The sequence below is a fragment of the Streptomyces tricolor genome (genome assembly GCF_002155905.1).
GTDB lineage: Bacteria > Actinomycetota > Actinomycetes > Streptomycetales > Streptomycetaceae > Streptomyces > Streptomyces tricolor.
Window position 1 is genome coordinate 15,422 of the sequence record NZ_MUMF01000108.1, and the last position, 21,633, is coordinate 37,054.

Below are 21,633 nucleotides of genomic sequence, written 5' to 3' on the forward strand. Positions count from 1 at the left end.
ACGCCAAGGCGCCGGGGACACGCCCGCCGGTCAGGCGGCGACCGTGGTCAGACGGTGCAGCGGCACCTTGCGGCGGTGCGGGCGGGCGGCGGAGGTGCGCAGGCCCATCAGCTGGGGGACCGGCGTCACGGCCGGCTGCTGCGCGCGGGGCACGCGGGGCGCCGGGACGGGCACGTGCAGTTCGGACGCGATGGTCAGGGCCAGGGTGAGACCGGCGGGACCACGCTCGGCGAACCGGTGGGGAACGTGCTTGATCATGACCTGCTCCTTGCACTCGCTGTTGCTAACTCCGGGAGCCCGCCCGCAGCTTGGCGAGGTCGGACTTGACGGTGTCGATGGGGATGGCGAAGCCGAGGCCGATGCTGCCCGCGTCCGAGGACGAGGAGGCCTGCGCGCCGGCGTACATGGCGGAGTTGATGCCGATGACACGACCGTTCGCGTCGATCAGCGCGCCGCCGGAGTTGCCGGGGTTCAGGGAGGCGTCGGTCTGTATGGCCTTGTAGGTGGTGGTGGACGAGCCGGTGTCGCCGTTGAACTCACGGCCGCCGAACTGGAACGGCCACTGTCCGTCGCCGCCCTGCCCCTGGCCCTGGTTCTCGTCGGTGGAGACGGTGACGTCCCGGTTCAGGGCGGAGACGATGCCGCTGGTGACGGTGCCGGTCAGGCCCTCGGGGGAGCCGATCGCGACGACCGTGTCGCCGACCTGGACGCCGCTGGAGTCACCGAGCGCGGCCGGCTTCAGACCGGAGGCGCCGTTCAGCTTGATCAGCGCCAGGTCCTTGGAGCTGTCGGTGCCGACCACCTCCGCGGTGTAGCTCTTGCCGTCGCTGGTGCGCACCTTGATCGAGGTGGCCCCGGAGACGACGTGGTTGTTGGTGACGATCTCGCCGTCCGACGTGATGATCACGCCGGAGCCGGTGGAGGAGCCGCCCGCGAGCGTCGCCCTGATCTCGACCACGCTCGGGCTGACCGCGGCGGCGATCGCGGCGACGTCGCCCTTCTTGCTCGACGGCACCACGGTGGTGCTGCTGCCCGCGACGGCGGCCGTGCCCTTGCCGGTCAGCTCCTGGAAGGCGTAGGCGGTGCCGCCGCCGACCGCCGCCGCGACGATCGCGACCGCGGCGAGCAGGGCCATCGGACCCCGGGTCCGCTTCCTGGCCGGCCCGGCGCCCGGGGCCGCCGGCTCGTACGGCGGCGGGGGCGGCCACGCGGGGTCCACGGGGGCGGCGGAGGGAGCGGAGGAGGAGTACGGCTGCTCGTAGGTGCCCTGGCTCTCGGTCATGACAAGAGAGTCCCCCGCGACCATGAGAGCTTCCTGAGTGTGCCCTGAGAAGCCCGGCAGAACCTCGTTTGCCCGATATAAAGACCCGCGCCCGAAGGGGCGCGGGTCTCTGCCGATGTGCGGCTGCCGCCGCGCGGGCGCGACCGGCCACCGGCAAGCGCAAGCCGCACGACGGCCGCACCAACCCGGCCGAACCGGCGGAGCTACACGCAGCCGCAGCTGGTCCGCACCACCAGCCGCGACGGGAACGTCTTCAGCCGCTCCCGGCGGGACCCGGCGATCCGCAGCCCGTCGTCCAGCACCAGGTCGACCGCCGCCCGGGCCATCGCCGAGCGGTCGGAGGCGACCGTGGTCAGCGGCGGGTCGGCGAGCGCGGCCTCCTTGATGTCGTCGAACCCGGCCACCGCCAGCTGCCCGGGCACGTCGATGCGCAGCTCGCGCGCGGCCCGCAGCAGGCCGATGGCCTGGTCGTCGGTGGAGCAGAAGATCGCCGGCGGCCGGTCGGGGCCGGACAGGACGTCCAGGGCCACGCGGTAGGCGTCGTAGCGGTTGTACGGCGCCTCGAACAGCCGGCCCGCGGTGGGCAGGCCCGCCTCGGCCATGGCCCGCTTCCAGCCCTCGACGTGGTCGGAGACCGGGTCGCCGACGGCCGGCGTCTCCGCCGTACCGCCCATGCAGGCGACGTACTCGTACCCGTGCTCCAGCAGGTGGCGCACGGCGAGCTGGGCGCCGCCGAGGTCGTCGGTCACCACGGCGACGTCGTCGATGGCCTCCGGACGCTCGTGCAGCAGCACCACCCGCGCGTCCCAGGCGTCGATCTCGGCGGCGGCGAGGTCGTTCAGGGCGTGCGAGACGAGGATCAGGCCCGAGACGCGCATGCCGAGGAAGGCGCGCAGATAGTGGACCTCGCGCTCGCCGATGTAGTCGGTGTTGCCGACGAGGACCATCTTCCCGCGCTCGGAGGCGGCCTGCTCGACCGCGTGCGCCATCTCGCCGAAGAAGGGCTGGCGGGCGTCGGGGATGATGAGGCCTATCAGGTCGGTGCGCCGGGAGGCCATGGCCTGGGCGACCCGGTCGGGCCGGTACCCCAGTTCCTTGATCGCGGCGAGGACACGCTCGCGCGTGGCCGGGGCGACCGGCCGGGGTCCGTTGTTGATGACATAACTGACGACGGCGGTGGAGGTTCCAGCCAGCCGTGCCACGTCATCCCGAGTCACCTTGGCCACGCGCGGAGTCTACGCGGATGGACCCGCTCTGGGCAGGGCGTATCACATGGCGGCTGTGCGAGGACCGTGCCCCGCTCCGGCCCCGCTCATGCGTCGGCCGCGGCCCGCTACGCCTCGGCGTGGACCTCGGTGCCGTCCAGGACGGCGGGCGCGTCCGCATCCTCCGCCTTTGCCCGGCCGGCCTTGGCCTTGGCCTCCTCGGCGGACCGGTCGGTCTTCTCGGGCGTCACGAATCGATAACCGACGTTCCGGACGGTGCCGATCAGCGACTCGTGCTCGGGGCCGAGCTTGGCGCGCAGCCGTCGTACGTGCACGTCGACGGTCCGGGTGCCGCCGAAGTAGTCGTAGCCCCACACCTCCTGCAGCAGCTGGGCGCGGGTGAAGACCCGGCCCGGGTGCTGGGCGAGGTATTTGAGCAGCTCGAACTCCTTGAAGGTGAGGTCGAGGACCCGCCCCTTGAGCTTGGCGCTGTACGTCGCCTCGTCCACGGACAGATCGCCGTTGCGGATCTCCATCGGCGAGTCGTCGTTGACGATCTGCTGCCGCCCCATGGCGAGCCGCAGCCGGGCCTCGACCTCGGCGGGACCGGCGGTGTCGAGCAGCACGTCGTCGATGCCCCAGTCGGCGGTGACGGCGGCGAGGCCGCCCTCGGTGACGACGAGGAGCAGCGGACAGCCGGGTCCGGTGGACCGCAGCAGCTGGCACAGGCTGCGCACCTGGGGCAGGTCGCGGCGGCCGTCGACGAGGATGACGTCGGCGCCCGGGGTGTCGACCAGGGCGGGCCCCTCCGCCGGGGCGACCCGCACGTTGTGCAGGAGCAGGCCGAGGGCCGGAAGCACCTCCGTCGACGGCTGGAGGGCGTTGGTCAGCAGCAGCAGAGAACTCATACGTCGTGTTCCTCCTCGGTCCCTGCGAGGACGTGTGCGGACGGGCACTGCTCTGCGATCCCGAAGGCCCCGTACACCGGCGGTCACCTGAGGTTTCCCGCTTCGTATACAACGCTTCCGAAAGCACAAAAGGACCCGGGGGCTACGCTGCCCGAGTCCTCTGCCCAGCAGAATAGCCCACATGAGCAACCGTCCGGCAGGTCATGTGGCACGTTCCACCGTTCGTCCGAATTCCGAGACAGGCAGACGGGGCCCTATCCGGACGTTTCTGCGCACGGCCGACGGAATTCCGATCGAATCCGTATACGATCCGCCCCCCGCCGTATACGAAACGCCTTCCGACGCTCCGGACACCCCTTCTTCCCCCTCCCGCGACCTGGTGTTCGTGATCGCGCACGGCTTCACCGGGGACGTGGACCGCCCGCACCTGCGCCGGGTGGCGGACGTCCTGCGCGGCTACGGCGCGGTGGTCACCTTCTCCTTCCGCGGCCACGGACGCTCCGGCGGCCGGTCCACGGTCGGCGACAAGGAGGTGCTGGACCTCGCCGCCGCGGTGGAGTGGGCCCGCGGCCTCGGGCACCCGCGCGTGGCGACCGTGGGCTTCTCCATGGGCGGCTCGGTGGTCCTGCGGCACGCGGCGCTGTACGGCGGCACGGACGCCGTCGTCTCCGTCAGCGCCCCGGCCCGCTGGTACTACCGGGGCACCGCCCCGATGCGCCGCCTGCACTGGCTGGTCACCCGCCCCGAGGGCCGCCTGGTCGGCCGCTACGGCCTGCGCACCCGTATCCACCACCGGGACTGGGACCCCGTCCCGCTCTCCCCGGTGCAGTCCGTGCCGCGGATCGCCCCGACGCCGCTGCTGATCGTGCACGGCGACCGCGACGGCTACTTCCCGCTCGACCACCCCCGGATGCTCGCCGAGGCGGCCGGTGACCACGGCGAACTCTGGGTCGAGCCGGGCATGGGCCACGCGGAGCACGCGGCGGACGACGCCCTGATGGCCCGGATCGGGGCCTGGGTGGTGCGGGCGGCGGGCTGACCGGTGCGAGCGGCGGGCTAGCCTGCCGCACACTGTCCTTATCTTTTTCTTGTTCCCTGTTCTTGTTTCCTGCCGTCGATTGAGGATTCAGATGCCCCAGGTCACGGTGCGCTACTGGGCCGCCGCCAAGGCCGCGGCCCAGGTCGCCGAGGAGCCGTACGAGGCGGACACGCTGGCCGACGCGCTGGCCGCCGTGCGTGCGCGACACCCCGGCGAACTCACCCGCGTGCTGCAGCGATGCTCCTTCCTCGTCGACGGCGACCCCGTCGGGACCCGCGCGCATGAGACGGTACGGCTGGCCGAGGGCGGCACGGTCGAGGTGCTCCCGCCGTTCGCAGGAGGGTGAGCGATGACCAACCAGCCGTATCAGGGCGGCCCCCACGAGGGCTACGACCCCTACCAGCAGCAGTGGCCCACGCACGAGGCGCAGTACCCGCAGCCCGGCCACGACCCGGAACTCACCCAGCAGTGGCAGGGCCAGACCTGGGAGACGCAGACGCACGCGCCGGTGCAGGCGGCGGAGACGGCGTACCTCCCGCGGCAGGACCAGCAGCCGGCGTACCCGCACCAGTACCAGCAGCCGCACCACCAGGACCCGCACCAGGACCCGCAGCAGTACGGGCAGCAGTACGGGCAGCCGCACGCGGGCCCGTACGCGGACGCCCACGCCGGCCCGTACACGGACGCGCACGCGGGGGCGTACGCTCCTGAGCCCGCCCCGGCACCGGCGGCGTACGAGCCGACGCCCGCCCCGCCCGCCGAGCCCTCCGCCGGACCCTCGGCCGAGGCCGAACCGGAATACGGCCCCGCCACCCTCGCCGGCAACGCGCGGATCACCGACGCCCAGCGGGCCCGCCTGGAGGGCCGCTCCCCGATCATCGAGCCCGGCATGCAGCCGGCGCTGCTCACGGCCGTCCTGGGCCTGCTCCTGGCCGCGGCGGCGCCCATCGCCTCGTACGCCCTCGTCGTGCCCCTGGTGGTGCTCCAGGCGGTGACGGCGGCGGGCTGGTTCCGGCTGAACGGCATGTGGCCCGCCCGGCAGGGCATCGCGCTGGCCTTCGCGGGCGCCCTGACGGCCGACGTGGCGGTGCTGGCGGCCGGCCGCGACCACGCCCTGGTGGCCATCCTCGGCCCGCTCGGCCTGTGGGTGCTGCTCTCCCTGGTCCTCCAGCTGCGCTCGCACGCCTCGCCGGACGAGCGGATGTACGGCCTGATGGCGACGGTCGTCTCGGCGGCGCTCGCGGTGCTGGCCACCGGCTACCTGGCCGCCGACGCGGACGCGGTGTCGGTCGGCGCGGCGGCGGTCGCGGTGGCCGTCCTGGCCCGCGCCCTGCCCCTGCCCACCCCCGCGTCGGTCGTGGTCGCCCTGCTGGCGGCGGCGGGCGCGGGCATCGCGGCGGGCGGCATGACCGACCTCGGCTCGAAGGGCGCGCTCCTGGGCGCCGCCGCCGGCGCCTGCGCCCTGATCGGCCACCGCGTGGCGAGCTACGACTACCCGTCCCGCTTCGTCCACTTCACGGCCGGCGTGGCCCTGCCCCTGTCGGCGGCGGCACCGGCGGTGTGGGTGCTGGGGCGGGCGCTGGGCTAGGCCTGCGGCAGGGGCCCGTCACGCATCGTGCTGGACGGGCCAGCGCTCGTGCGCCGGGTCGTCCAGCCAGGCGTGCTGCCGTCCGTCCGCGTCGACCGTCAGCCCGAACCGGGTCACGTCCGGGGACCCCCGCTCCCTCCACCACCGGTAGACGCCGGCCACCTCGTCCCAGAGCCGCCGGGGCCCGGACTGCCAGACGGAGGCGTGCCGCTCCCCGCCCCGGAACATCACGCACGCCCAGGACCTGTCCGTCAGCCCGTAGAACCACACGGGCCGCGCCCCCTCCCGCCTGTCCGCGACGGCCTGACGGCAGTGGGGCACCCGGAGACCGAGCACGAACGGCAGGTCGGTGAACGGCCCGGTCACGATCTCCTCCTCGGTGAGGGGGGTGGTGCTCCGCTCGGCGTCCTCCAGCGGACCGGCCGCCAGATAGCCGCCGTGGTCGACGGCGGGACCCCGTTGCGCGCGGAGCTTCATGAACTCCACGCACCGGGTGAAGGAACCCACGGCCGCTTCCCCCTCCACCTCCAGGCGGACCATGGCATCCCCGTTCCCGAAGGAGGTCCCCCAGGGCGCGAGGATCACGCCGCCGGGCCGCAGCTGCCTGATCCACGCCGGCGGCACCCGGCGGATCCCGACGGTGGCCAGGATCCGGTCGTACGGAGCGGAGCCGAGGTGACCCTCGAACCCGTCACCGACGACCACCTCCGGATACAGCCCGAGCCCGCACAGCCGCTCACGCGCCGCCGCGGAAACCGTCCCGTCCACCTCGACGGTCGTCACGTTCCCGGACCCGAGCCGGTGCGCCAGCGCGCCGGCCGTCTCCCCGGTGCCCGTGCCCACGTCCAGCACGCGCATGCCCTCCGCCAGGTCCAGGTCCCGGAGCAGGGCGTAGACCACGGACGGCATGGACGAGGAACTGGTGGCCAGCCGCCCCGGCCCCGGCCCCCGGTGCGCGCCGTCGTCCCACTGGGTGACGATCGGGACGTCGCTGTCGACGGCGGCGTACCAGCCGTCCGGATCCTCCCGCCGGTCGACGGCCACGCTTGCGCGGGCCGTCATGTCGTACGGCCACATCAGCTCCGGCAGGAAGGTGGCCCGGTCGACGGCCGCGAACGTCGGCGCCCAGTCCGAGGACAGCACACCGGATTCCAGAAGGACCCGCCCCAGCGCTGTGCGGCCGGGGCGGTCCGTGCGCAGGGCGTCAGAGATCACTTGCGGTGCTTCCCGTCCCCCTCAGGGCTGGACCCGTCCGGACTCGGCGGCTCCTGCGGCGGCGTCCAGGGCTGCCCGGGCACGTTGTCGTCTCCGTCCCCAGGGGCGGCGGGCAGGTGGATGCTCACCTTCATGGCCTTCTCTCCTTCACTCCGGTCGGTGCCGGGCGAGTGGCTCTCGGTAGTTGCCTCGACCAGTTACGTTAGGATCGGCAGGTGCCGAACTCCCAGCGGATTGCACGAGGTTGCACGGCAATCACCTGAGCCGTTCCATGGCGTCGTTGATCAGAGCGCGAGCCTTGGCGCCGTAGACGGCAAGCTGCGACAGCTCCGCGAACGTGTCGGCGTACATGGCCACTTCGCTCGGCTGCGTGATCGTGAGGTAGCCGGACACCAACTCGACATTGACCTGAGTCGAGTCATAGATCCAGAACCCTTCGACCGGCCAGCGTTCCCTGTCCGGTCGCATGGGGACGACTCCCAGGCTGACATTGGGGCGTGAGGCCACCGCAATGAGGTGCTCAAGCTGCCCGGACATCACCTCGGGTCCACCGATTCCGGAACGGATCACCGATTCCTCGACGAGGAAGGCGAACTGCCGGTCGCGTCCGGAGAGTACGCGCTGACGCTCCATGCGGGCGGCCACCGCGTCGGCCACGTCGTCCACGAGCCCCCGTCGGCGCTGGATCGCTCGCAGTGCTGCCGTCGTGTAAGGCTGTGTCTGGATCATGCCGGGGACGAGCCAAGAGGAGTACGACCGGAAACGGTGAGTCCGCTGGTAGAGAGGCAGGCGCGCCTGCTGTGCCTGTTTCAGTCCCGCCCGCTCCATGCGCCGCCAGGTCACCCACATGCCTTCGGCTGTCCGCAGTGACGCGAGCAGATCCTCCGTCTGTTCCTCCGCTCCACATGCCCGGCACCACGCCCGGATGTCGTCGGCGGAGGGCGGCGTACGGGCGTTCATGATCCGCGAGGACTTGGACCGGCTCCACCCGCAGCGCTCGGCCAGCTCGGCTCCGGTCAGGCCGGCATTCCGGCAGAGATCCTTGAGGCGGGATGCGAGGGCCTGCCGGGCCTGCTGGGCACTGGACGACGGAGAAACGGCCATGGTGCGTAGCTGTCAGCTGGGCTGGTACTCCGTGTGCGGGATGGCGCGTTCCCAGGCCGCCTCGTATGCCCTTACGTACTGTGCGGCCAGTGCGGAGTCGTGACAGACCTCCATGCGGGGGCCGGTCCACTGGCCCTCACCGCTGAAGTGGTGAAGGATCAGGATCTCCTCATCCATGACCCACCCGTCCAATGCGGGCAAGAGGAGATCGCGTGCCCGGGCCCGCGGCAGCCAACGCACGTCTTCACCTGCCGCGACGTTGGTGAATGTGCCGTCGTACTCGTACCGGACGTAGTCGCTGAGCGGCTCGGAGATCACGCGCAGACGGCGCATGACCACACCCCGGCCCGTAGTCTCGGCCACCACGTCCAGCCACGGTCGCCACCACGAATCCCGGTCGGCGGGGTCGTACCGGTGCCCCTGCTGCCAACGGATGAACTCGGGGTCGTCGCGCATGTAGCTGTCCCGCATCTCAAGGTGCATCGCTGAGCGCTGGGCCTTGGCGAGGGCTTCACGTACCGCTGTGGCCACCGTCGTTGTCCTTGCCTTCCGGCCGTGGGATGAATTGGAGCATGTTGGCGGGCAAGCGAATCACGGTCTCGTGCTCCGGAATGTCCGTCGAGTGGCCGGGCACCGATCCGACTTGCTGCGCCTCACGGATGGTTGCTTCATCAGCTTTCCAGGACTGGATGATCAGATCGCCCGTGGTGTCCTCCAGCCAGATCGTGGGTGATCCGTCGTCCGGGGTGTTCGGCCAGATCCCGAGGAACTTCAACGCCATCGCACGCTCCTCACGGAGTCGGTTCCGCAGATGCGCACGAGCCTCGCCATGAGCGCTGACGGCGTCAAGAGTGCTATTCCGCCGGTAGTTTGGCGTTTGAGGCTACTCTGACTTGATTCCGTCCACGAAGGCCGTCCAGACGCCCGCTTCGAAGACGAGGGCGCCGCGGGAGGGGGCCTTGCTGTCGCGGACGGGGACGAGGGAGGGGAGGTTGTCGGCGACTTCGACGCACTGACCGCCGTCCGAGTTGCTGTAGCTGCTCCTGCGCCACTTCGCACTGCTCAGGTCGATGGCTCGCACGTCACTTCCTCCAACATCCGCAGGATGAACTTCCGCGAATCGGCCGGGGACAGGGCCACATCGCGAATCGCATCATAAGTGCGCTGGTAACGCTCAACCCGACTTGGTTCTGAGATCAGTTCACCGTGGACGTCATTTTCGGCGTACGCCACGGCACGGGTGTCCAGCAGCCGCAGGAACATCAAGTCAGTGCTCGCCAGACCATGGAAACTGGCGCTGAACGGCAGTACTTGGAGTGTGACGTTCGGGCGCTCCGACATCTCGACCAGGTGCTCCAGTTGCTCCCGCCACTCGCCCCGGTTAGGCATCTGGGTCCGCAGGACCGCCTCGGAGAGGATGCTGCGGAACGTCGGCGCCTCACTTCCCTCCAGCAGCTCCCGTCGACCGATGCGCGCTTCCACCTGCTGGTTCAGCTCCTTCCCCTTGAGCCCGCCCGCCAAGAGCGCCTCACGTGCGTACGCGTCGGTCTGAAGAAGCCCTGGTGGCCTGCTCACGCCGTAGTGCCAAAGGCTCACCGCCTCGGACTCCAGCACCATGTACCGCCGGTACTGCTCCTTGAACTGAGTCGGGTCCGCCAGAGCCAGCTCCCACAGCGTCACCAGTAACCCCGGCGTCCCGTAGTACTGATCCAGCGCCCCCACGACCTCCGGCCCGCCCAGCGTCTGCCCGTTCTCCATCTTGCTGAACAGGGACGCGTCCCAGCCCACCGCCTTCGCGAGTTCCCGCAGGCTCAGGCCGCGTTCGATCCTCAGGCGCCGTAGTTCCTGGGCGAAGCGTCCCCTCGGCTCCTGACTCCGGCCCGTGATCACCAGTCGCTGTGGCATCCCGCTCCTGTTGAATTTGTTGAACTTGGCGGCCCTTCGTTGAAGTTGGGCCTCTCAACAGCAAAAACGCCCTTTCCGTGCGCCATGCTCATAAGCGCCGCAAACACGCAGCGTAGTCCTGCGCTTGCGGTACGCACAGGCGTTCTCTGGAAGGAGCTGGCCGCGATGACAGCGGAGTCGACGTCGGAGTCCCACGAGCCGGGACGTCTCCTCTACGACCCGGCCACCGACCAGGTCGGCGAGTACCGGGACAGAGCCGGTCCCTACGTGATGTTGCGGCCCGTCGGCGGCGGAGTGGAGTGGCAGGCCGACCCGGCGGCGGTGCGTCCGGCCACGGACCGGGAGCGGCTCGGGGCGGGTGTGCGGGCTGCCAACCACCGCACCAGGAGCCTGCCGTCGCTGCCGCCGCCGCTGGACGAGGCCAGCCGGCCACCGCGGCCCGTGCCCGGCTGTGCCGCCTGCCTGGCGCTGGCGGAGCGGCGGGAGGCGGCGCGGGCGGCGTACGACCGCAGCGCCGAGACCGACGCGAACGTCCTGCTGCGCCAGCACCAGCGGAAGGAGCACCGGGCATGACGGCTCCGGAGAACGCGACGCCGCGGGAGGAGGCGGGCCCGTGGCCGGCGTACGCGCTCCCGCCGTTCCATCCCGGGTACCACCCCGGGGCGCGCGGCGCACCCGAGGCTTCCGTACCCGCCCCCGCCCCTCCTCGCCGTACTGCTCAGCCCAGGCGGCGCCTCAGGCGTCGGTCGGCCGACGGGGCGGCCGTCAGCGGTCTGCTCGCCGCCCTCTGCGTCGCCGCGCTGCTCGCGGCGGTCGGGCTGGCGGCCGTACGGACGCGATGCTGACCGGGTGCCGGGCACAGCCTGAGGGCCGCACCCCCACTGGCGTCCAACCCAGGGGGTGCGGCCCTCAGCCGTCACAGAGCCCGCGTGAAGGCGGTCGTCCTCAGACCGCGATGGCGACCTCGGCCAGCGCGCCCTTCTCCGCCACGACGACCGTGCGGTCGGCGGTGGCGCCCGGCACCAGCGCGCGCACGGTCCACGTGCCCTCGGCCGCGTAGAAGCGGAACTGGCCGGTCGCGGAGGTGGGGACCTCCGCGGTGAACTCGCCGGTCGAGTCGAGCAGACGGACGTAGCCCGTCACCGGCTCGCCGTCGCGGGTCACCTGGCCCTGGATCGTGGTCTCACCGGGCTTGATCGTCGAGGCGTCGGGGCCGCCGGCCTTCGCTCCGCACATGTTGAAACTCCTTGAGGGGTAAAGGTCGGGCAGGTCTTACTTGTTGGCGCCGAGCTCGATCGGCACGCCGACGAGGGAGCCGTACTCGGTCCAGGAACCGTCGTAGTTCTTGACGTTCTCCACGCCGAGCAGCTCGTGCAGCACGAACCAGGTCAGGGCCGAGCGCTCACCGATGCGGCAGTAGGCGATCGTGTCCTTGGCGAGGTCGACGTTCTCCTCGGCGTAGAGGGCCTTCAGCTCCTCGTCCGACTTGAAGGTGCCGTCGTCGTTGGCGTTCTTCGACCACGGGATGTTGCGCGCGGTGGGGACGTGGCCCGGGCGCTGCGACTGCTCCTGCGGGAGGTGGGCCGGGGCGAGCAGCTTGCCGGAGAACTCGTCGGGCGAGCGGACGTCGACCAGGTTCTGGGAGCCGATGGCCGCCACGACGTCGTCGCGGAAGGCGCGGATCGAGGTGTCCTGCGGCTTGGCCTTGTAGTCGGTCTTGGCGCGCTCCGGGACCTCGTCGCCGGGGACCAGCTCGCGGGCGTCCAGCTCCCACTTCTTGCGGCCGCCGTCGAGGAGCTTGACGTTCTCGTGGCCGTACAGCTTGAAGTACCAGTAGGCGTACGACGCGAACCAGTTGTTGTTGCCGCCGTAGAGGACGACCGTGTGGTCGTTGGCGATGCCCTTCTCCGACAGGAGCTTCTCGAAGCCCTCCTGGTCGATGAAGTCACGGCGGACCGGGTCCTGGAGGTCCTTGGTCCAGTCGATGCGGATCGCGTTCTTGATGTGGTTCTTCTCGTAGGCGGACGTGTCCTCGTCCACCTCGACGATCGCGATGGTCGGGTCGTCCAGGTGCTCCTGGAGCCAGTCGGCGTCGACCAGGACGTCGCTGCGGCTCATGCTCTTTCTCCTCCGGGGCAGTCGCGGCGGGGCGTGCGAGTAGCGAGGGGGGCACGCGCTCGGGGCTCGAGCGGCGCACGGGTGCCCTGACGGCAGGGCGGGTGAGACGCGGGAGCCGGGGGCTTCCGCTCAGAAGGGGCGACAGAGCATGGCGGCAACGCGGCACAGGTCAACTGCCCGCCGCTTCGTGAGATCCGCCTGTCGCTTCATGTGGTCGATCGTAGGGACGTCCGGGCGGGCGTGTCACCGGTGTGTCATATGGCGAGATGCGATCGTCCGGATAGTGACACAAGAAAGCGCCCGGGGTGGTCGGCCGACGGCCCCCGGGCGCTCGTGCGCGTCCTCGCATCTACGGTACGGACGTGATCGTCTCGCCTGTCGGACAGGGAGGGAAGGTCCGGCCGGACCAGCCGCCCGGCCCGCCTAGCCCGCCAGCTTGACGTCCGTACCCTTCACGCTGATCTCCACACCGTCCGGCGCGGCCTGCACCTTGTCCAGCTTGATGCCGCCGGGCAGCTGGTCGATGGCCTGCTGGAAGTCGGTGATCTCGCGGACGCGGTCCTCGGCGAGGGCGGCGGCGCCCAGCTTGGGCAGCGAGTCCGCGTGCACCTCGACCTTGTTGTTCACCACGCTCACCGAGCTGAGCACGGACACGGTCTGCTTGAGGCCGAGGGAGGAGACGGTCCCCTCCACCGCGACCTTGATCTTCCCGTTGCCGCCGTCGGAGAGGCCGACGACCCGGGCGGTGACGCCGGGGGCCACCTCGGTCGGTTCGGACTTGGCGGTCTTCAGCAGCTCGGCGTAGGAGACCGTCGCGGTGCCGGTCGCGGTGGCCGCGGTGGCCGAGCTGTAGTCGCCGGAGAACTCGACGCCCTTCATGTCGGCCTTCAGGTCGTCGATCCGGATCGTCCGGCCGGCCTTGCCGGTGGCCGCCTCGTAGTCCTCGATGCTCACCTCGACGTCGTCCAGGGAGCCGCCCGCGACCTGGGTGAGGAACGGGAAGCCCTTGATGTTCACGTCCGGGGTGGAGGCCAGGTTCTCGGTCGCCTTCAGCTTGTCCGCGGCCTCGCCCTCCGCGAAGTGCACGGCGACCCGGTCCACGATCACGAAGAGGCCGCCCAGGATCACGGCGATGATCAGCAGTATTCGCAGGGCGCGCATGTGGTGGTTTCCCCCGGGTCGGCGACGGTGTGCGGATGCGACGGCGCTCGGAGATCCGGTTCGGACGTCCGGCGTGCGGAACGCGGTGCTTCTACGCCACGGTAACCCTGCGCGGCGCCGCCGGAGGCGGATTGTGGATCAGTTGTGACAGGGCCCGCCGGTCCTACCCTGTATCTATGTACGCCCGGCGACGGCACGTCTACTTCGCCATGATGGGGACCTGCATCGGGCTCTTCGTCCTGGCGTGGGGGGTGGTGCGCCTGTGGTCCGTGCCGGCGGCCGTCGGCCTGTGCGTCGTCGCCATGGTCATCCCGCCGGTCGCCGCGATGATCGCCAACCGCCGGGGACCGGAGGACCGCTGGTGGGACGACCCCTCCGGGGACCCGCAGTCCGACGAGTGGTGGGACGAGCTGGACGGCAAGAAGCGCCCGCGGCCCTGAGGACGTGTCCGGCTCACGTCGGCTACAACGGACCGATGGACACCGCCGAACTCCAGCAACGGCTGGACGAGATCGCCGACCGGGCCGTCGTGCACCACGGCTATACGACGTACATGCGCGACTACGAGGTCATCGTCCACATGACGGCCGACCCCCGCACCGGCGTCCCGCCCGCCCACCTGCGCTACCTCTTCCGGCACTGCGTGCGGGCCCGCTGCGAGACGACCGTGCTGCCCGACACCTGGCGGGTCTCCCTGGACGACCGTCTCCTCGACCTCGACACCGCCGACGGCCTCGACGGATACGTCTGGGGCGTCGGCTGCCACAGCGTGTGGGAGACCGGGCTGCTCCCCGAGTCCGCGGAGGCGCGCCGGTGGGCGCAGGTCCTCGGGACCGACGTCCACGAGGTCCGCATCGAGACCGACGCCCACGACCTCACCCTGCTCTTCTCCGAGCTGGAGGTCAGCGAGGTCCCGACCGGGTACGCGCCGTTCGTCGCCGACTAGGACCGGGCTCAGTAGACGAGCGCCTGGGTGTCCTCCGCCAGCGCCTCCTGCACGAAGACCTGCGCGCCGGCGATCCGTACGCCCTCGACGACGTCCTTCTCCGTGATCTCCCGGCGGGCGGCGCACTGCGTGCACAGCGTGACGCGTCCCGCGGCGAGGACCGAGTCGAGCAGGTCCGGCAGCGGCGCGGCGTGCGGCAGCTCGAACTCGGCGGCCCGCCCCGGCAGCGCGAACCACGACGACTCCCCGGTCAGCCACAGCGAGACCTCGACCCCGCTGGCCACGGCCACCGCGGCCACCGTGAACGCCTGCGAACACCGCTCGGGAGCGTCCGCCCCGGCCGTCACCTTGATCACGAGCTTCTTCGCCATGCGGGAAGCGTAGCCCTCGGCCGGGCCGCCCCTCGCACAGTGCGCCCGGCCCGGGCCGCGTAAGCTGGGCTGCGGCTCTGTCGTCCGCTCATCCCCGCTCAAGGAGCACCCGTGGAGATCTTCTTCGAAGCCCTGCTGGTCCTGGTCTGCGTCGGCGTGCTCGCCTTCGCCGGTCTGACCGTGAAGAAGCTGTACCAGGGCCAGCGCTGACCCATCTCTAGGAAAGCTGCCGTCATGATCGAGATCCCGTCCGACCTGCACAAGGACCTCGTCCCGCTCGCCTTTCTGCTCGGCAACTGGGCCGGCGCCGGCGTGCACGACTTCCCCGGCTCGGAGAAGTGCAACTTCGGGCAGGAGGTCAGCTTCACCCACGACGGCCGCGACTTCCTCGAGTACCACTCCCGCACCTGGGTGCTCGACCAGGACGGCAACAAGGTCCGCCCGCTGGAGTCGGAGTACGGTTTCTGGCGGATCGACGCCGACCGCAAGGTCGAGGTCACGATGACCCGCGACGACGGTGTCATCGAGATCTGGTACGGCGAGATGGCCGACAAGAAGCCGCAGATCGACCTGGTGACGGACGCCATGGCCCGCACCGCCGGCTCGCGGCCGTACAGCGGCGGCAAGCGGCTGTACGGCTACGTCAAGAGCGACCTGATGTGGGTCGGCGAGAAGCAGACCCCCGACGTCCCGCTGCGCGCCTACATGTCCGCCCAGCTCAAGAAGGTCGTCACCCCCGAGGACGTCGAGCGCTGGGCGAAGGCCCTCCCCGACGACATGCCGGACGACGGGATCGCCTTCTTCAAGTAGCCCTAGACTCGTCGGTGTGGTGAGCACCGACTGGAAGAGCGACCTCAGGCAGCGCGGCTACCGGCTGACGCCGCAGCGGCAGCTTGTCCTCGAAGCCGTCGACACCCTTGAGCACGCGACCCCCGACGACATCCTCGTGGAAGTGAGGAAGACGGCGTCGGGGGTCAACATCTCCACCGTCTACCGGACGCTGGAGCTGCTGGAGGAGCTGGGCCTGGTCAGCCACGCCCACCTCGGGCACGGTGCCCCGACCTACCACCTCGCCGACCGCCACCACCACCTGCACCTGGTCTGCCGGGACTGCGAGAACGTCATCGAGGCGGATGTGGAGGTGGCCGCGGAGTTCACGGCCAAGCTGCGCGAGCAGTTCGGGTTCGACACCGACCTGAAGCACTTCGCGATCTTCGGCCGGTGCGCGGACTGTTCCCTGAAGGCTTCAAGTACCGCGTCGTAGGCTTGCCGTATGAAGAGCCCCCTGTTGTCCCTGCCCGGCGCCGTCCCCGCCGAGGGCGTGGACGAAGGTGTCGCCGCCCACTACGGCGACCTGTTCCGCGAGCAGCGCGCCCTCGCCGACGGCACCGGCTTCGTCGACCTGTCCCACCGCGGTGTCGTCACCGTCAGCGGCGAGGACCGGCTGAGCTGGCTGCACCTGCTGCTCACCCAGCACGTCAGCGAACTGCCCGCGGGCGAGGCCACCGAGGCCCTGATCCTCTCCGCGCACGGGCACATCGAGCACGCGCTGTACCTGGTGGACGACGGTACGACCGTGTGGGCGCACGTGGAGCCCGGCACCCAGGACGCGCTGATCGCGTACCTGGAGTCGATGAAGTTCTTCTACCGGGTGGAGGTCGCCGACCGCACCGGTGACATCGCCGTGGTGCACCTGCCCGCCGGCTCGATCGCCGAGGTCCCGGACGGGGTCGTCGTACGCGAGACGCCGTACGGTCGTGACGTGTTCCTGCCGCGTGCCGAGCTGGAGGAGTTCGCCGCCGGGCACGGGCCCGCCGCCGGCCTCCTCGCCTACGAGGCGCTGCGCGTCGAGCACCACCGCCCCCGCCTCGGCTTCGAGACCGACCACCGCACCATCCCGCACGAGCTGGGCTGGATCGGCACGGCCGTGCACCTCCAGAAGGGCTGCTACCGGGGCCAGGAGACGGTCGCCCGCGTGCAGAACCTGGGCAAGCCGCCGCGCCGGCTGGTCTTCCTGCACCTGGACGGCAGCGAGGTCCACCTGCCGGTACCGGGCACCGAGCTCCGCCTCGCGGACGAGGGCCCGGAGGGCCGCAAGATCGGCTTCGTCACGACGTCGGTACGCCACCACGAGCTGGGCCCGGTGGCCCTGGCCCTGGTCAAGCGCAACGTCCCGGTCGACGCCCGCCTCCTGGCCGGGGAGACGGCGGCGGCCCAGGAGACCGTGGTCGAGCCGTAGCCCCGGCACGCGCCCCTCGGTCCGCGCCTGGCGAAAAAAGCCGCCGGCCGCTGTCGATCCGGCCACGTCCCGTTCGACGTATGGATGTGCGGCGCCCGCCGCACGACGACGCGACGGACCTGACGAGGAAACAGTGGATCAACTGCTGCGAGTCATGAACTTCAACGTCTCCAGCGACGGCATCGGTGCCGGCGAGCACCAGAGCCTTGAGAGACCGTTCGGCCACGACCACCCGGAGAAGCTGTTCGCCTGGGCCGGCGCCACGGCCAGCTGGCCCATGCGGACGGATCCCGGGGGGAGCCGGGGCCTGGACGACTACTTCACGCGGGACTTCGCCCGCGACATCGGTGCCGAGATCATGGGCCGCAACAAGTTCGGGCCCCAGCGCGGGCCCTGGCAGGACCACGAGTGGCGCGGCTGGTGGGGGGAGGAGCCGCCGTTCCGCACGCCGGTGTTCGTCATGACCCACCATGAGCGTCCGTCGTTCACGCTCTCCGACACCACGTTCCACTTCGTCGGAGGTGAGCCGGCCTCGGTCCTGGAACGGGCCCGGGAGGCGGCGCGGGGCAAGGACGTCCGGCTCGGCGGCGGGGTCACCACCATCCGGCAGTTCCTCGCCGCCGACCTCGTGGACACCCTGCACGTGGCGGTCTCACCGGTGCGGCTCGGCTCCGGACTGCGGCTCTGGGAGTCCCCGGACGAACTGCTCGACCGGTTCCACCTGGAGGTCGTACCCAGCCCGAGCGGCGTGACGCACCACCTGTTCTGGCGCAGGTGACGCGAGGGGCGTCGGGGCGGCGGACGCGGGTGTCCGGTACTCCGCATGCGCGGCCCGGCCCCCGGGTGCACGATGAGAAGCGGGGGTCGGGGCACTTGACGGTGCCATATCCCATTTCCGTGCAGGGGGCACCCCCATGTCTGCGACACACGAAAGAAGTCGAACGTTCAAAGGGCTGCGGCCGGCCGCCACGGGAGTGCTTCTGCTGGCCGGGCTGCTGGCGGGCACCGGGCCGGGCGTCTTTCCGGCGGAGGCGGTTCCGGGGCCGGACTCCGCTCCGGTCTCCGTGACGAAGGCGGGGCCGTACGGGCCGTCCACCTGTAAGCGCGGCTACGTCTGGCGGGAGTCGCACCCCGAGGACCACGTCTGCGTGACCCCCCAGGTCCGCTCCCAGACCTGGGCCCAGAACAGGGCGAACAACGCGAACACCGACGACAACGGCCGGTGCCGGTACGGCCTCGTGGCGCGGGAGGCCGTACCGGGAGACGAGATTTGCGTGTCCGAGGACGTGCGCGCCGAGACCCGTAAGGCCAACGAGCAGGCCGCGATGCACTGGGAGGCCACCTGGGACCGGGTGCACCCGGACGGCTACGTCCCCTTCCCGTTCACGGACGCGAGCCACGAGTACAAGATCCGCAGTTCATACACGGCGAAGCGGGAAGGCAAGCAGGTGCTGTACGTCGACGTGTGGGAGGGCAGCACCCGGGACGGCACCGGCACGGTGATCTGGGACTACTGGGGCGGCGCCAACCAGCGCTTCGTCTTCCGCCGGGCCGGCAACGGCCTCGCCTACCAGAACGTCTTCGAGATCGTGGCCGCGCACAGCGACAAGTGCCTGGACGTCGACGGGTGGCGCAAGGACAACGGCGCTCGGATCGTCCAGTGGCCCTGTCACGGCGGTGCGAACCAGAAGTGGTACCTGGAGCGGCGCAGCGACAACCGCTGGCAGATCCGCTCCCTGCACAGCGACAAGTGCCTCGACGCCCACCAGCCGTCCCTGGGGGTGCCGGAGCGCGGGACGTACGTCCAGCAGTGGGACTGCGTCGGCGGGAAGAACCAGGCCTGGAGCGTCGTCAACTGACCCTGTCGGGGCGCTAGATCTCGATCAGGACCGTGAACGGGCCGTCGTTCGTCAGGGACACCCGCATCTGCGCGCCGAAGCGGCCCGTCGCCACCGTGGCGCCCAGGGCGCGGAGCTGGGCCACCACCTCGTCGACCAGGGGCTCGGCGACGTCACCGGGGGCCGCCGCGTTCCAGGTGGGGCGGCGGCCCTTGCGGGCGTCGCCGTAGAGGGTGAACTGGCTGATCACCAGCAGCGGGGCGGAGATGTCGCTGCACGACTTCTCGTCGTGGAGCATGCGGATCGTCCACAGCTTGCGGGCGAGCTGGGCCGCCTTCTCCTTGGTGTCCTCGTGGGTCACCCCGACGAGGACGCACAGGCCCTCGCCCTCGATCGCGCCCACCGTCTCGCCGTCCACGACGACGCTCGCGCCGTCCACCCTCTGCACCACCGCACGCATGCGGACCATCATGCCCGGTGCCCCGCACTGGTCCGCACGGGGCCCAATATGGATCTGTTACCGCCCATCTAGGGCCGTTCGGGGGCACTCGGTCACATAGGGGCCAGTTGGGGTGGCACGATGCTTCCCACACGCCGGTCGAGGGGACGGTCAGAAGCAGATGAGCACACCGAGTACCAGCGGGCGGCTGGGGACGCAGGGGTCGTACCGGCCGCCCGCACAGCGCGCCGACGGCACCGCGGACCCGGCGCCGCCCGCCGAGCCGCCCGAGGACGACCTGTCCCGGCTGAGCCTGCCCGAGCTGCGCGCGCTGCGCCGCGACGCCCAGCGCGACGAGGCGGACCTCAGCTATGTGCGGCGGCTGCTCCAGGGGCGGATCGACATCCTGCGCGCGGAGCTGGGCCGGCGCGGGCGGGCGTCCGTGCCGGCGCCGGCCGACGGGTCGGTGGTCGACCGGCTCCCGGAGATCCTGAAGGACGCTCCGGCCCGGCAGCGCTCCTCGGCCCGCCATGTCACCCTCGGCACCCCGCACAACGAGGAGTACCGGCGGCTGGCCGCCGAGATGCTCGCCGAGGTGGAGCTGTCCGATCTGACGGCCCGGACCGATCTGGAACTCAGCGCCGCCATGGGGCGGTTGGTCCGGTACGAGCAGGAGGTGTCCCGGTGCCGCCAGCGGTTGCAGCGGACGGCCGACGACTGCAGCGGGGAGATCGCGCGCCGGTACCGGGTGGGCGAGGCGCAGGTGGACGATCTGCTGATGTGACCCCGGCCGCGGGGGCAGACGAAGGGGCGCCGCCTCGCGGGGAGGCCGGCGCCCTGCTCATCCGTAGCGAGCTGTTCAGTTGTGGCTGTGCGATGTCGGTATTCAGATGTCGCTGTGGAGTTGTGGCTGTGCGCTCCGGTGGCCGCCCCCTGTCCGGGCTCCCGGCTCCCCTCCGGAAGGGAACCCGATCGGCCAACCACTGGGAAGCTCGACCATGTCGTACAAGTTGGCTGCCAACTTCACTGTACTTATCTCCGTCGGGATGCGTCTTATAACCAGCTGCGGATGAACTGCCGCAAGTTGGCGAGAAGTTGTACGGTTTGTTCGTGGACCCGGAGCACGCCTCCGCCAGTGGGCGGACGAAGCCCCAGCGGCACCGTTCGTCCCATCGCGAGATCGCCGACGAACTCCGCAACCGGATCAGGTCCGGTGTGCTGCGGCCGGGCGAGCGCATGCCCACGCAGGCCAAGCTGGCCGACGAGTTCGGGGTCGAACGCGGCGCGGTCCGGCAGGCCTTGCGCATCCTGCAGTCGGAGCGGCTGCTCACCAACGTTTCCAAGGGCAGCCCCGCCACCGTGGCGGCGGTACCGGGGCCCGCGCGTCCCCCGGCCGGTCCGGCGGCGCCGCCGCAGCCCACCATGGTGGGGCTCGCCCCGCGCATCGCCGCCGCCTTCGCCGTCCCGCACGTGCGGATCGACGCGCTCTGCCTGACCTCCGTCTCGCTCACCCTGGCGATCGGCGAGCCGCTGCGACAGATCCACGCGGGGCGGCTGAAACCGGCCAAGATCGACGTACGGCTGCTGCTGCCCAGCCGGGACATCGACCTCGCCTTCCCCACACCGGTGGCCGCCGACGACGGCGGTCTGCTGCACCGGCGCTGGCTGGCCCAGCGCAACGCCCAGGGCCTGGTGCTGCGGCAGAACCTGCTGGCGCTGTGCACCACGCACGGCATCGACGTACGGGTCTCCTTCCGGGCGCTGCCGTTCACCCCGCCGGTGAAGCTGTACCTGCTCAACGGCGCCGAGGCGCTGTTCGCGTACTACACGCTGGGCCGCCGGGAGCGCGAGATCGGGCAGGAGCACGTGGAGATGTACGACGCCGACGGCACCCGGTCCATGCTGTTCGCCTTCGAGGAACGGGCCGGGCAGCGGGACGCGGCGTTCGTGGAGCAGTCGCGCCTGTGGTTCGACGCGCTGTGGGAGACGATCAGCTCGGACCTGGTGCTGACGTCGTAGCGCGACGGGGCGGCGCTACAGCGCGGGCCCGGCCAGGAGCACCGCGAGCAGTACCGCGCCGGCCGAGCTGACGGCCGGGCTCTTGGCCTTGACGCCGACGGTCAGCAGGAGCACGCCGACGATGCCGGCGGCGCCGAACCGCCACGCGACGAGCTGCTCGAAGCCGACGACCAGGAGGGCGGAGAGGAGCGCGAGGACGGGCATGGACGTTCCCCCTTTCGGTCTGCCAACTCGACCAGGTTGGCAACCAACTCTG

32 protein-coding genes are annotated in these 21,633 nt (G+C 71.0%); 14 read left to right on the top strand and 18 right to left on the bottom strand.

Annotated features, from left to right (window positions below; genetic code table 11):
• Positions 1–30 precede the first annotated feature (30 nt).
• The 4 genes from CCN44_RS09185 to CCN44_RS09200 all read right to left on the bottom strand — a co-directional run bounded on the left by CCN44_RS09185 (position 31) and on the right by CCN44_RS09200 (position 3,395).
• Positions 31–258: a hypothetical protein gene (locus CCN44_RS09185; protein WP_059251248.1), complete on the bottom strand. Its 228-nt coding sequence runs from the start codon at positions 256–258 to the stop codon at positions 31–33.
• Positions 259–283: 25 nt separating this feature from the next.
• Positions 284–1,282: a S1C family serine protease gene (locus CCN44_RS09190; protein WP_086697324.1), complete on the bottom strand. Its 999-nt coding sequence runs from the start codon at positions 1,280–1,282 to the stop codon at positions 284–286.
• 203 nt (positions 1,283–1,485) lie between these two features.
• Positions 1,486–2,508: a LacI family DNA-binding transcriptional regulator gene (locus CCN44_RS09195; protein ID WP_079081065.1), complete on the bottom strand. Its 1,023-nt coding sequence runs from the start codon at positions 2,506–2,508 to the stop codon at positions 1,486–1,488.
• A 107-nt stretch (positions 2,509–2,615) separates the two neighbouring features.
• A complete protein-coding gene (locus CCN44_RS09200; RefSeq protein ID WP_059251254.1) occupies positions 2,616–3,395 on the bottom strand; it encodes a winged helix-turn-helix transcriptional regulator in 780 nt (259 codons plus the stop codon).
• A gap of 181 nt (positions 3,396–3,576) precedes the next feature.
• On the opposite strand from CCN44_RS09200, the gene CCN44_RS09205 reads away from it, so the two are divergent.
• From CCN44_RS09205 to CCN44_RS09215, 3 genes are all read left to right on the top strand, one after another.
• Positions 3,577–4,434, top strand: a complete 858-nt coding sequence (locus CCN44_RS09205) for an alpha/beta hydrolase family protein (RefSeq protein WP_189397115.1) — start codon at positions 3,577–3,579, stop codon at positions 4,432–4,434.
• Between the two features lie 91 nt (positions 4,435–4,525).
• Entirely contained in the window at positions 4,526–4,780 is a 255-nt protein-coding gene (locus CCN44_RS09210; RefSeq protein ID WP_059251257.1) for a MoaD/ThiS family protein, read from the top strand.
• Positions 4,781–4,783: 3 nt separating this feature from the next.
• A complete protein-coding gene (locus CCN44_RS09215) occupies positions 4,784–6,022 on the top strand; it encodes a hypothetical protein (RefSeq protein ID WP_086697326.1) in 1,239 nt (412 codons plus the stop codon).
• An 18-nt stretch (positions 6,023–6,040) separates the two neighbouring features.
• On the opposite strand, the gene CCN44_RS09220 is transcribed toward CCN44_RS09215, so the two are convergent.
• The 7 genes from CCN44_RS09220 to CCN44_RS09245 all read right to left on the bottom strand — a co-directional run bounded on the left by CCN44_RS09220 (position 6,041) and on the right by CCN44_RS09245 (position 10,246).
• Entirely contained in the window at positions 6,041–7,237 is a 1,197-nt protein-coding gene (locus tag CCN44_RS09220; RefSeq protein WP_086697327.1) for a methyltransferase domain-containing protein, read from the bottom strand.
• The gene (locus CCN44_RS44960) at positions 7,234–7,371 is read right to left on the bottom strand and encodes a hypothetical protein (RefSeq protein WP_167403962.1); all 138 of its coding nucleotides are present in this window, start codon (positions 7,369–7,371) and stop codon (positions 7,234–7,236) included. Before CCN44_RS44960 ends, CCN44_RS09220 begins: the two co-directional genes overlap by 4 nt.
• Positions 7,372–7,492: 121 nt before the next feature.
• Positions 7,493–8,341, bottom strand: coding sequence for a helix-turn-helix domain-containing protein (locus CCN44_RS09225; protein ID WP_063808569.1), 849 nt, complete (start codon positions 8,339–8,341; stop codon positions 7,493–7,495).
• 12 nt (positions 8,342–8,353) lie between these two features.
• The gene (locus CCN44_RS09230) at positions 8,354–8,872 is read right to left on the bottom strand and encodes a DUF6879 family protein (protein ID WP_331478608.1); all 519 of its coding nucleotides are present in this window, start codon (positions 8,870–8,872) and stop codon (positions 8,354–8,356) included.
• Positions 8,853–9,122, bottom strand: a complete 270-nt coding sequence (locus CCN44_RS09235) for a hypothetical protein (protein WP_059251261.1) — start codon at positions 9,120–9,122, stop codon at positions 8,853–8,855. Before CCN44_RS09235 ends, CCN44_RS09230 begins: the two co-directional genes overlap by 20 nt.
• Before the next feature lie 102 nt (positions 9,123–9,224).
• Entirely contained in the window at positions 9,225–9,422 is a 198-nt protein-coding gene (locus CCN44_RS09240; RefSeq protein WP_086697328.1) for a DUF397 domain-containing protein, read from the bottom strand.
• Complete coding sequence (locus CCN44_RS09245; protein WP_086697329.1) at positions 9,404–10,246, bottom strand: helix-turn-helix domain-containing protein; 843 nt, start codon at positions 10,244–10,246, stop codon at positions 9,404–9,406. Before CCN44_RS09245 ends, CCN44_RS09240 begins: the two co-directional genes overlap by 19 nt.
• Positions 10,247–10,411: 165 nt before the next feature.
• Here CCN44_RS09245 and CCN44_RS09250 point away from each other — a divergent pair, with 165 nt between their 5' ends.
• Together CCN44_RS09250 and CCN44_RS09255 are read left to right on the top strand one after the other, a co-directional pair.
• Positions 10,412–10,819, top strand: a complete 408-nt coding sequence (locus tag CCN44_RS09250; protein WP_086697330.1) for a hypothetical protein — start codon at positions 10,412–10,414, stop codon at positions 10,817–10,819.
• The gene (locus tag CCN44_RS09255; protein WP_086697331.1) at positions 10,816–11,091 is read left to right on the top strand and encodes a hypothetical protein; all 276 of its coding nucleotides are present in this window, start codon (positions 10,816–10,818) and stop codon (positions 11,089–11,091) included. The genes CCN44_RS09250 and CCN44_RS09255 overlap by 4 nt, the downstream gene beginning before the upstream one ends.
• Before the next feature lie 100 nt (positions 11,092–11,191).
• Here CCN44_RS09255 and CCN44_RS09260 read toward each other — a convergent pair whose 3' ends face one another.
• From CCN44_RS09260 to CCN44_RS09275, 4 genes are all read right to left on the bottom strand, one after another.
• Entirely contained in the window at positions 11,192–11,482 is a 291-nt protein-coding gene (locus tag CCN44_RS09260) for a DUF1416 domain-containing protein (RefSeq protein ID WP_004000115.1), read from the bottom strand.
• 36 nt (positions 11,483–11,518) lie between these two features.
• On the bottom strand, positions 11,519–12,364 hold the full coding sequence (locus tag CCN44_RS09265) for a sulfurtransferase (RefSeq protein WP_059251269.1): 846 nt from the start codon (positions 12,362–12,364) through the stop codon (positions 11,519–11,521).
• 129 nt (positions 12,365–12,493) lie between these two features.
• Entirely contained in the window at positions 12,494–12,574 is an 81-nt protein-coding gene (locus tag CCN44_RS47770) for an Ms5788A family Cys-rich leader peptide (protein WP_350751515.1), read from the bottom strand.
• A gap of 213 nt (positions 12,575–12,787) precedes the next feature.
• The gene (locus tag CCN44_RS09275; protein WP_086697332.1) at positions 12,788–13,525 is read right to left on the bottom strand and encodes an LmeA family phospholipid-binding protein; all 738 of its coding nucleotides are present in this window, start codon (positions 13,523–13,525) and stop codon (positions 12,788–12,790) included.
• Between the two features lie 137 nt (positions 13,526–13,662).
• Here CCN44_RS09275 and CCN44_RS09280 point away from each other — a divergent pair, with 137 nt between their 5' ends.
• Together CCN44_RS09280 and CCN44_RS09285 are read left to right on the top strand one after the other, a co-directional pair.
• On the top strand, positions 13,663–13,965 hold the full coding sequence (locus tag CCN44_RS09280) for a DUF3099 domain-containing protein (protein WP_260336127.1): 303 nt from the start codon (positions 13,663–13,665) through the stop codon (positions 13,963–13,965).
• A gap of 35 nt (positions 13,966–14,000) precedes the next feature.
• On the top strand, positions 14,001–14,471 hold the full coding sequence (locus CCN44_RS09285) for a YxiG-like protein (protein WP_059251275.1): 471 nt from the start codon (positions 14,001–14,003) through the stop codon (positions 14,469–14,471).
• A gap of 8 nt (positions 14,472–14,479) precedes the next feature.
• Here CCN44_RS09285 and CCN44_RS09290 read toward each other — a convergent pair whose 3' ends face one another.
• A complete protein-coding gene (locus tag CCN44_RS09290; RefSeq protein WP_059251278.1) occupies positions 14,480–14,842 on the bottom strand; it encodes a DsrE family protein in 363 nt (120 codons plus the stop codon).
• 234 nt (positions 14,843–15,076) lie between these two features.
• Here CCN44_RS09290 and CCN44_RS09300 point away from each other — a divergent pair, with 234 nt between their 5' ends.
• The 5 genes from CCN44_RS09300 to CCN44_RS45990 all read left to right on the top strand — a co-directional run bounded on the left by CCN44_RS09300 (position 15,077) and on the right by CCN44_RS45990 (position 18,940).
• Positions 15,077–15,652, top strand: a complete 576-nt coding sequence (locus CCN44_RS09300; protein WP_059251279.1) for a heme-binding beta-barrel domain-containing protein — start codon at positions 15,077–15,079, stop codon at positions 15,650–15,652.
• Positions 15,653–15,668: 16 nt separating this feature from the next.
• Entirely contained in the window at positions 15,669–16,106 is a 438-nt protein-coding gene (locus CCN44_RS09305) for a Fur family transcriptional regulator (RefSeq protein WP_059251281.1), read from the top strand.
• 9 nt (positions 16,107–16,115) lie between these two features.
• Entirely contained in the window at positions 16,116–17,081 is a 966-nt protein-coding gene (gene ygfZ / locus CCN44_RS09310; RefSeq protein ID WP_059251283.1) for a CAF17-like 4Fe-4S cluster assembly/insertion protein YgfZ, read from the top strand.
• A 133-nt stretch (positions 17,082–17,214) separates the two neighbouring features.
• Positions 17,215–17,859 carry a dihydrofolate reductase family protein gene (locus CCN44_RS09315; protein ID WP_059251286.1) on the top strand — a complete coding sequence of 215 codons (645 nt, stop codon included), beginning with the start codon at positions 17,215–17,217 and terminating at the stop codon, positions 17,857–17,859.
• 136 nt (positions 17,860–17,995) lie between these two features.
• On the top strand, positions 17,996–18,940 hold the full coding sequence (locus tag CCN44_RS45990; protein WP_143649658.1) for an RICIN domain-containing protein: 945 nt from the start codon (positions 17,996–17,998) through the stop codon (positions 18,938–18,940).
• 13 nt (positions 18,941–18,953) lie between these two features.
• On the opposite strand, the gene dtd is transcribed toward CCN44_RS45990, so the two are convergent.
• A complete protein-coding gene (gene dtd, locus CCN44_RS09325) occupies positions 18,954–19,379 on the bottom strand; it encodes a D-aminoacyl-tRNA deacylase (protein WP_086697333.1) in 426 nt (141 codons plus the stop codon).
• Between the two features lie 160 nt (positions 19,380–19,539).
• Here dtd and CCN44_RS09330 point away from each other — a divergent pair, with 160 nt between their 5' ends.
• Together CCN44_RS09330 and CCN44_RS09335 are read left to right on the top strand one after the other, a co-directional pair.
• Positions 19,540–20,142: an RsiG family protein gene (locus CCN44_RS09330; RefSeq protein ID WP_059251292.1), complete on the top strand. Its 603-nt coding sequence runs from the start codon at positions 19,540–19,542 to the stop codon at positions 20,140–20,142.
• Between the two features lie 320 nt (positions 20,143–20,462).
• Positions 20,463–21,377: a winged helix-turn-helix domain-containing protein gene (locus tag CCN44_RS09335; protein WP_086697334.1), complete on the top strand. Its 915-nt coding sequence runs from the start codon at positions 20,463–20,465 to the stop codon at positions 21,375–21,377.
• Between the two features lie 15 nt (positions 21,378–21,392).
• Here the strand turns inward: CCN44_RS09335 and CCN44_RS09340 are convergent, their stop codons facing one another.
• Positions 21,393–21,581: a hypothetical protein gene (locus CCN44_RS09340; protein ID WP_086697335.1), complete on the bottom strand. Its 189-nt coding sequence runs from the start codon at positions 21,579–21,581 to the stop codon at positions 21,393–21,395.
• Between the last annotated feature and the right edge of the window lie 52 nt (positions 21,582–21,633).

Coding starts and splice junctions, on each gene's coding strand:
- CCN44_RS09185 (WP_059251248.1), bottom strand. CDS start 258: ATGATCAAGCACGTTCCCCACCGGTTCGCCGAGCGTGGTCCCGCCGGT.
- CCN44_RS09190 (WP_086697324.1), bottom strand. CDS start 1,282: ATGACCGAGAGCCAGGGCACCTACGAGCAGCCGTACTCCTCCTCCGCT.
- CCN44_RS09200 (WP_059251254.1), bottom strand. CDS start 3,395: ATGAGTTCTCTGCTGCTGCTGACCAACGCCCTCCAGCCGTCGACGGAG.
- CCN44_RS09205 (WP_189397115.1), top strand. CDS start 3,577: ATGAGCAACCGTCCGGCAGGTCATGTGGCACGTTCCACCGTTCGTCCG.
- CCN44_RS09210 (WP_059251257.1), top strand. CDS start 4,526: ATGCCCCAGGTCACGGTGCGCTACTGGGCCGCCGCCAAGGCCGCGGCC.
- CCN44_RS09215 (WP_086697326.1), top strand. CDS start 4,784: ATGACCAACCAGCCGTATCAGGGCGGCCCCCACGAGGGCTACGACCCC.
- CCN44_RS44960 (WP_167403962.1), bottom strand. CDS start 7,371: ATGAAGGTGAGCATCCACCTGCCCGCCGCCCCTGGGGACGGAGACGAC.
- CCN44_RS09225 (WP_063808569.1), bottom strand. CDS start 8,341: ATGGCCGTTTCTCCGTCGTCCAGTGCCCAGCAGGCCCGGCAGGCCCTC.
- CCN44_RS09235 (WP_059251261.1), bottom strand. CDS start 9,122: ATGGCGTTGAAGTTCCTCGGGATCTGGCCGAACACCCCGGACGACGGA.
- CCN44_RS09245 (WP_086697329.1), bottom strand. CDS start 10,246: ATGCCACAGCGACTGGTGATCACGGGCCGGAGTCAGGAGCCGAGGGGA.
- CCN44_RS09250 (WP_086697330.1), top strand. CDS start 10,412: ATGACAGCGGAGTCGACGTCGGAGTCCCACGAGCCGGGACGTCTCCTC.
- CCN44_RS09255 (WP_086697331.1), top strand. CDS start 10,816: ATGACGGCTCCGGAGAACGCGACGCCGCGGGAGGAGGCGGGCCCGTGG.
- CCN44_RS09260 (WP_004000115.1), bottom strand. CDS start 11,482: ATGTGCGGAGCGAAGGCCGGCGGCCCCGACGCCTCGACGATCAAGCCC.
- CCN44_RS09265 (WP_059251269.1), bottom strand. CDS start 12,364: ATGAGCCGCAGCGACGTCCTGGTCGACGCCGACTGGCTCCAGGAGCAC.
- CCN44_RS47770 (WP_350751515.1), bottom strand. CDS start 12,574: ATGAAGCGACAGGCGGATCTCACGAAGCGGCGGGCAGTTGACCTGTGC.
- CCN44_RS09275 (WP_086697332.1), bottom strand. CDS start 13,525: ATGCGCGCCCTGCGAATACTGCTGATCATCGCCGTGATCCTGGGCGGC.
- CCN44_RS09285 (WP_059251275.1), top strand. CDS start 14,001: ATGGACACCGCCGAACTCCAGCAACGGCTGGACGAGATCGCCGACCGG.
- CCN44_RS09290 (WP_059251278.1), bottom strand. CDS start 14,842: ATGGCGAAGAAGCTCGTGATCAAGGTGACGGCCGGGGCGGACGCTCCC.
- CCN44_RS09300 (WP_059251279.1), top strand. CDS start 15,077: ATGATCGAGATCCCGTCCGACCTGCACAAGGACCTCGTCCCGCTCGCC.
- ygfZ (WP_059251283.1), top strand. CDS start 16,116: ATGAAGAGCCCCCTGTTGTCCCTGCCCGGCGCCGTCCCCGCCGAGGGC.
- CCN44_RS45990 (WP_143649658.1), top strand. CDS start 17,996: ATGTCTGCGACACACGAAAGAAGTCGAACGTTCAAAGGGCTGCGGCCG.
- dtd (WP_086697333.1), bottom strand. CDS start 19,379: ATGCGTGCGGTGGTGCAGAGGGTGGACGGCGCGAGCGTCGTCGTGGAC.
- CCN44_RS09330 (WP_059251292.1), top strand. CDS start 19,540: ATGAGCACACCGAGTACCAGCGGGCGGCTGGGGACGCAGGGGTCGTAC.
- CCN44_RS09340 (WP_086697335.1), bottom strand. CDS start 21,581: ATGCCCGTCCTCGCGCTCCTCTCCGCCCTCCTGGTCGTCGGCTTCGAG.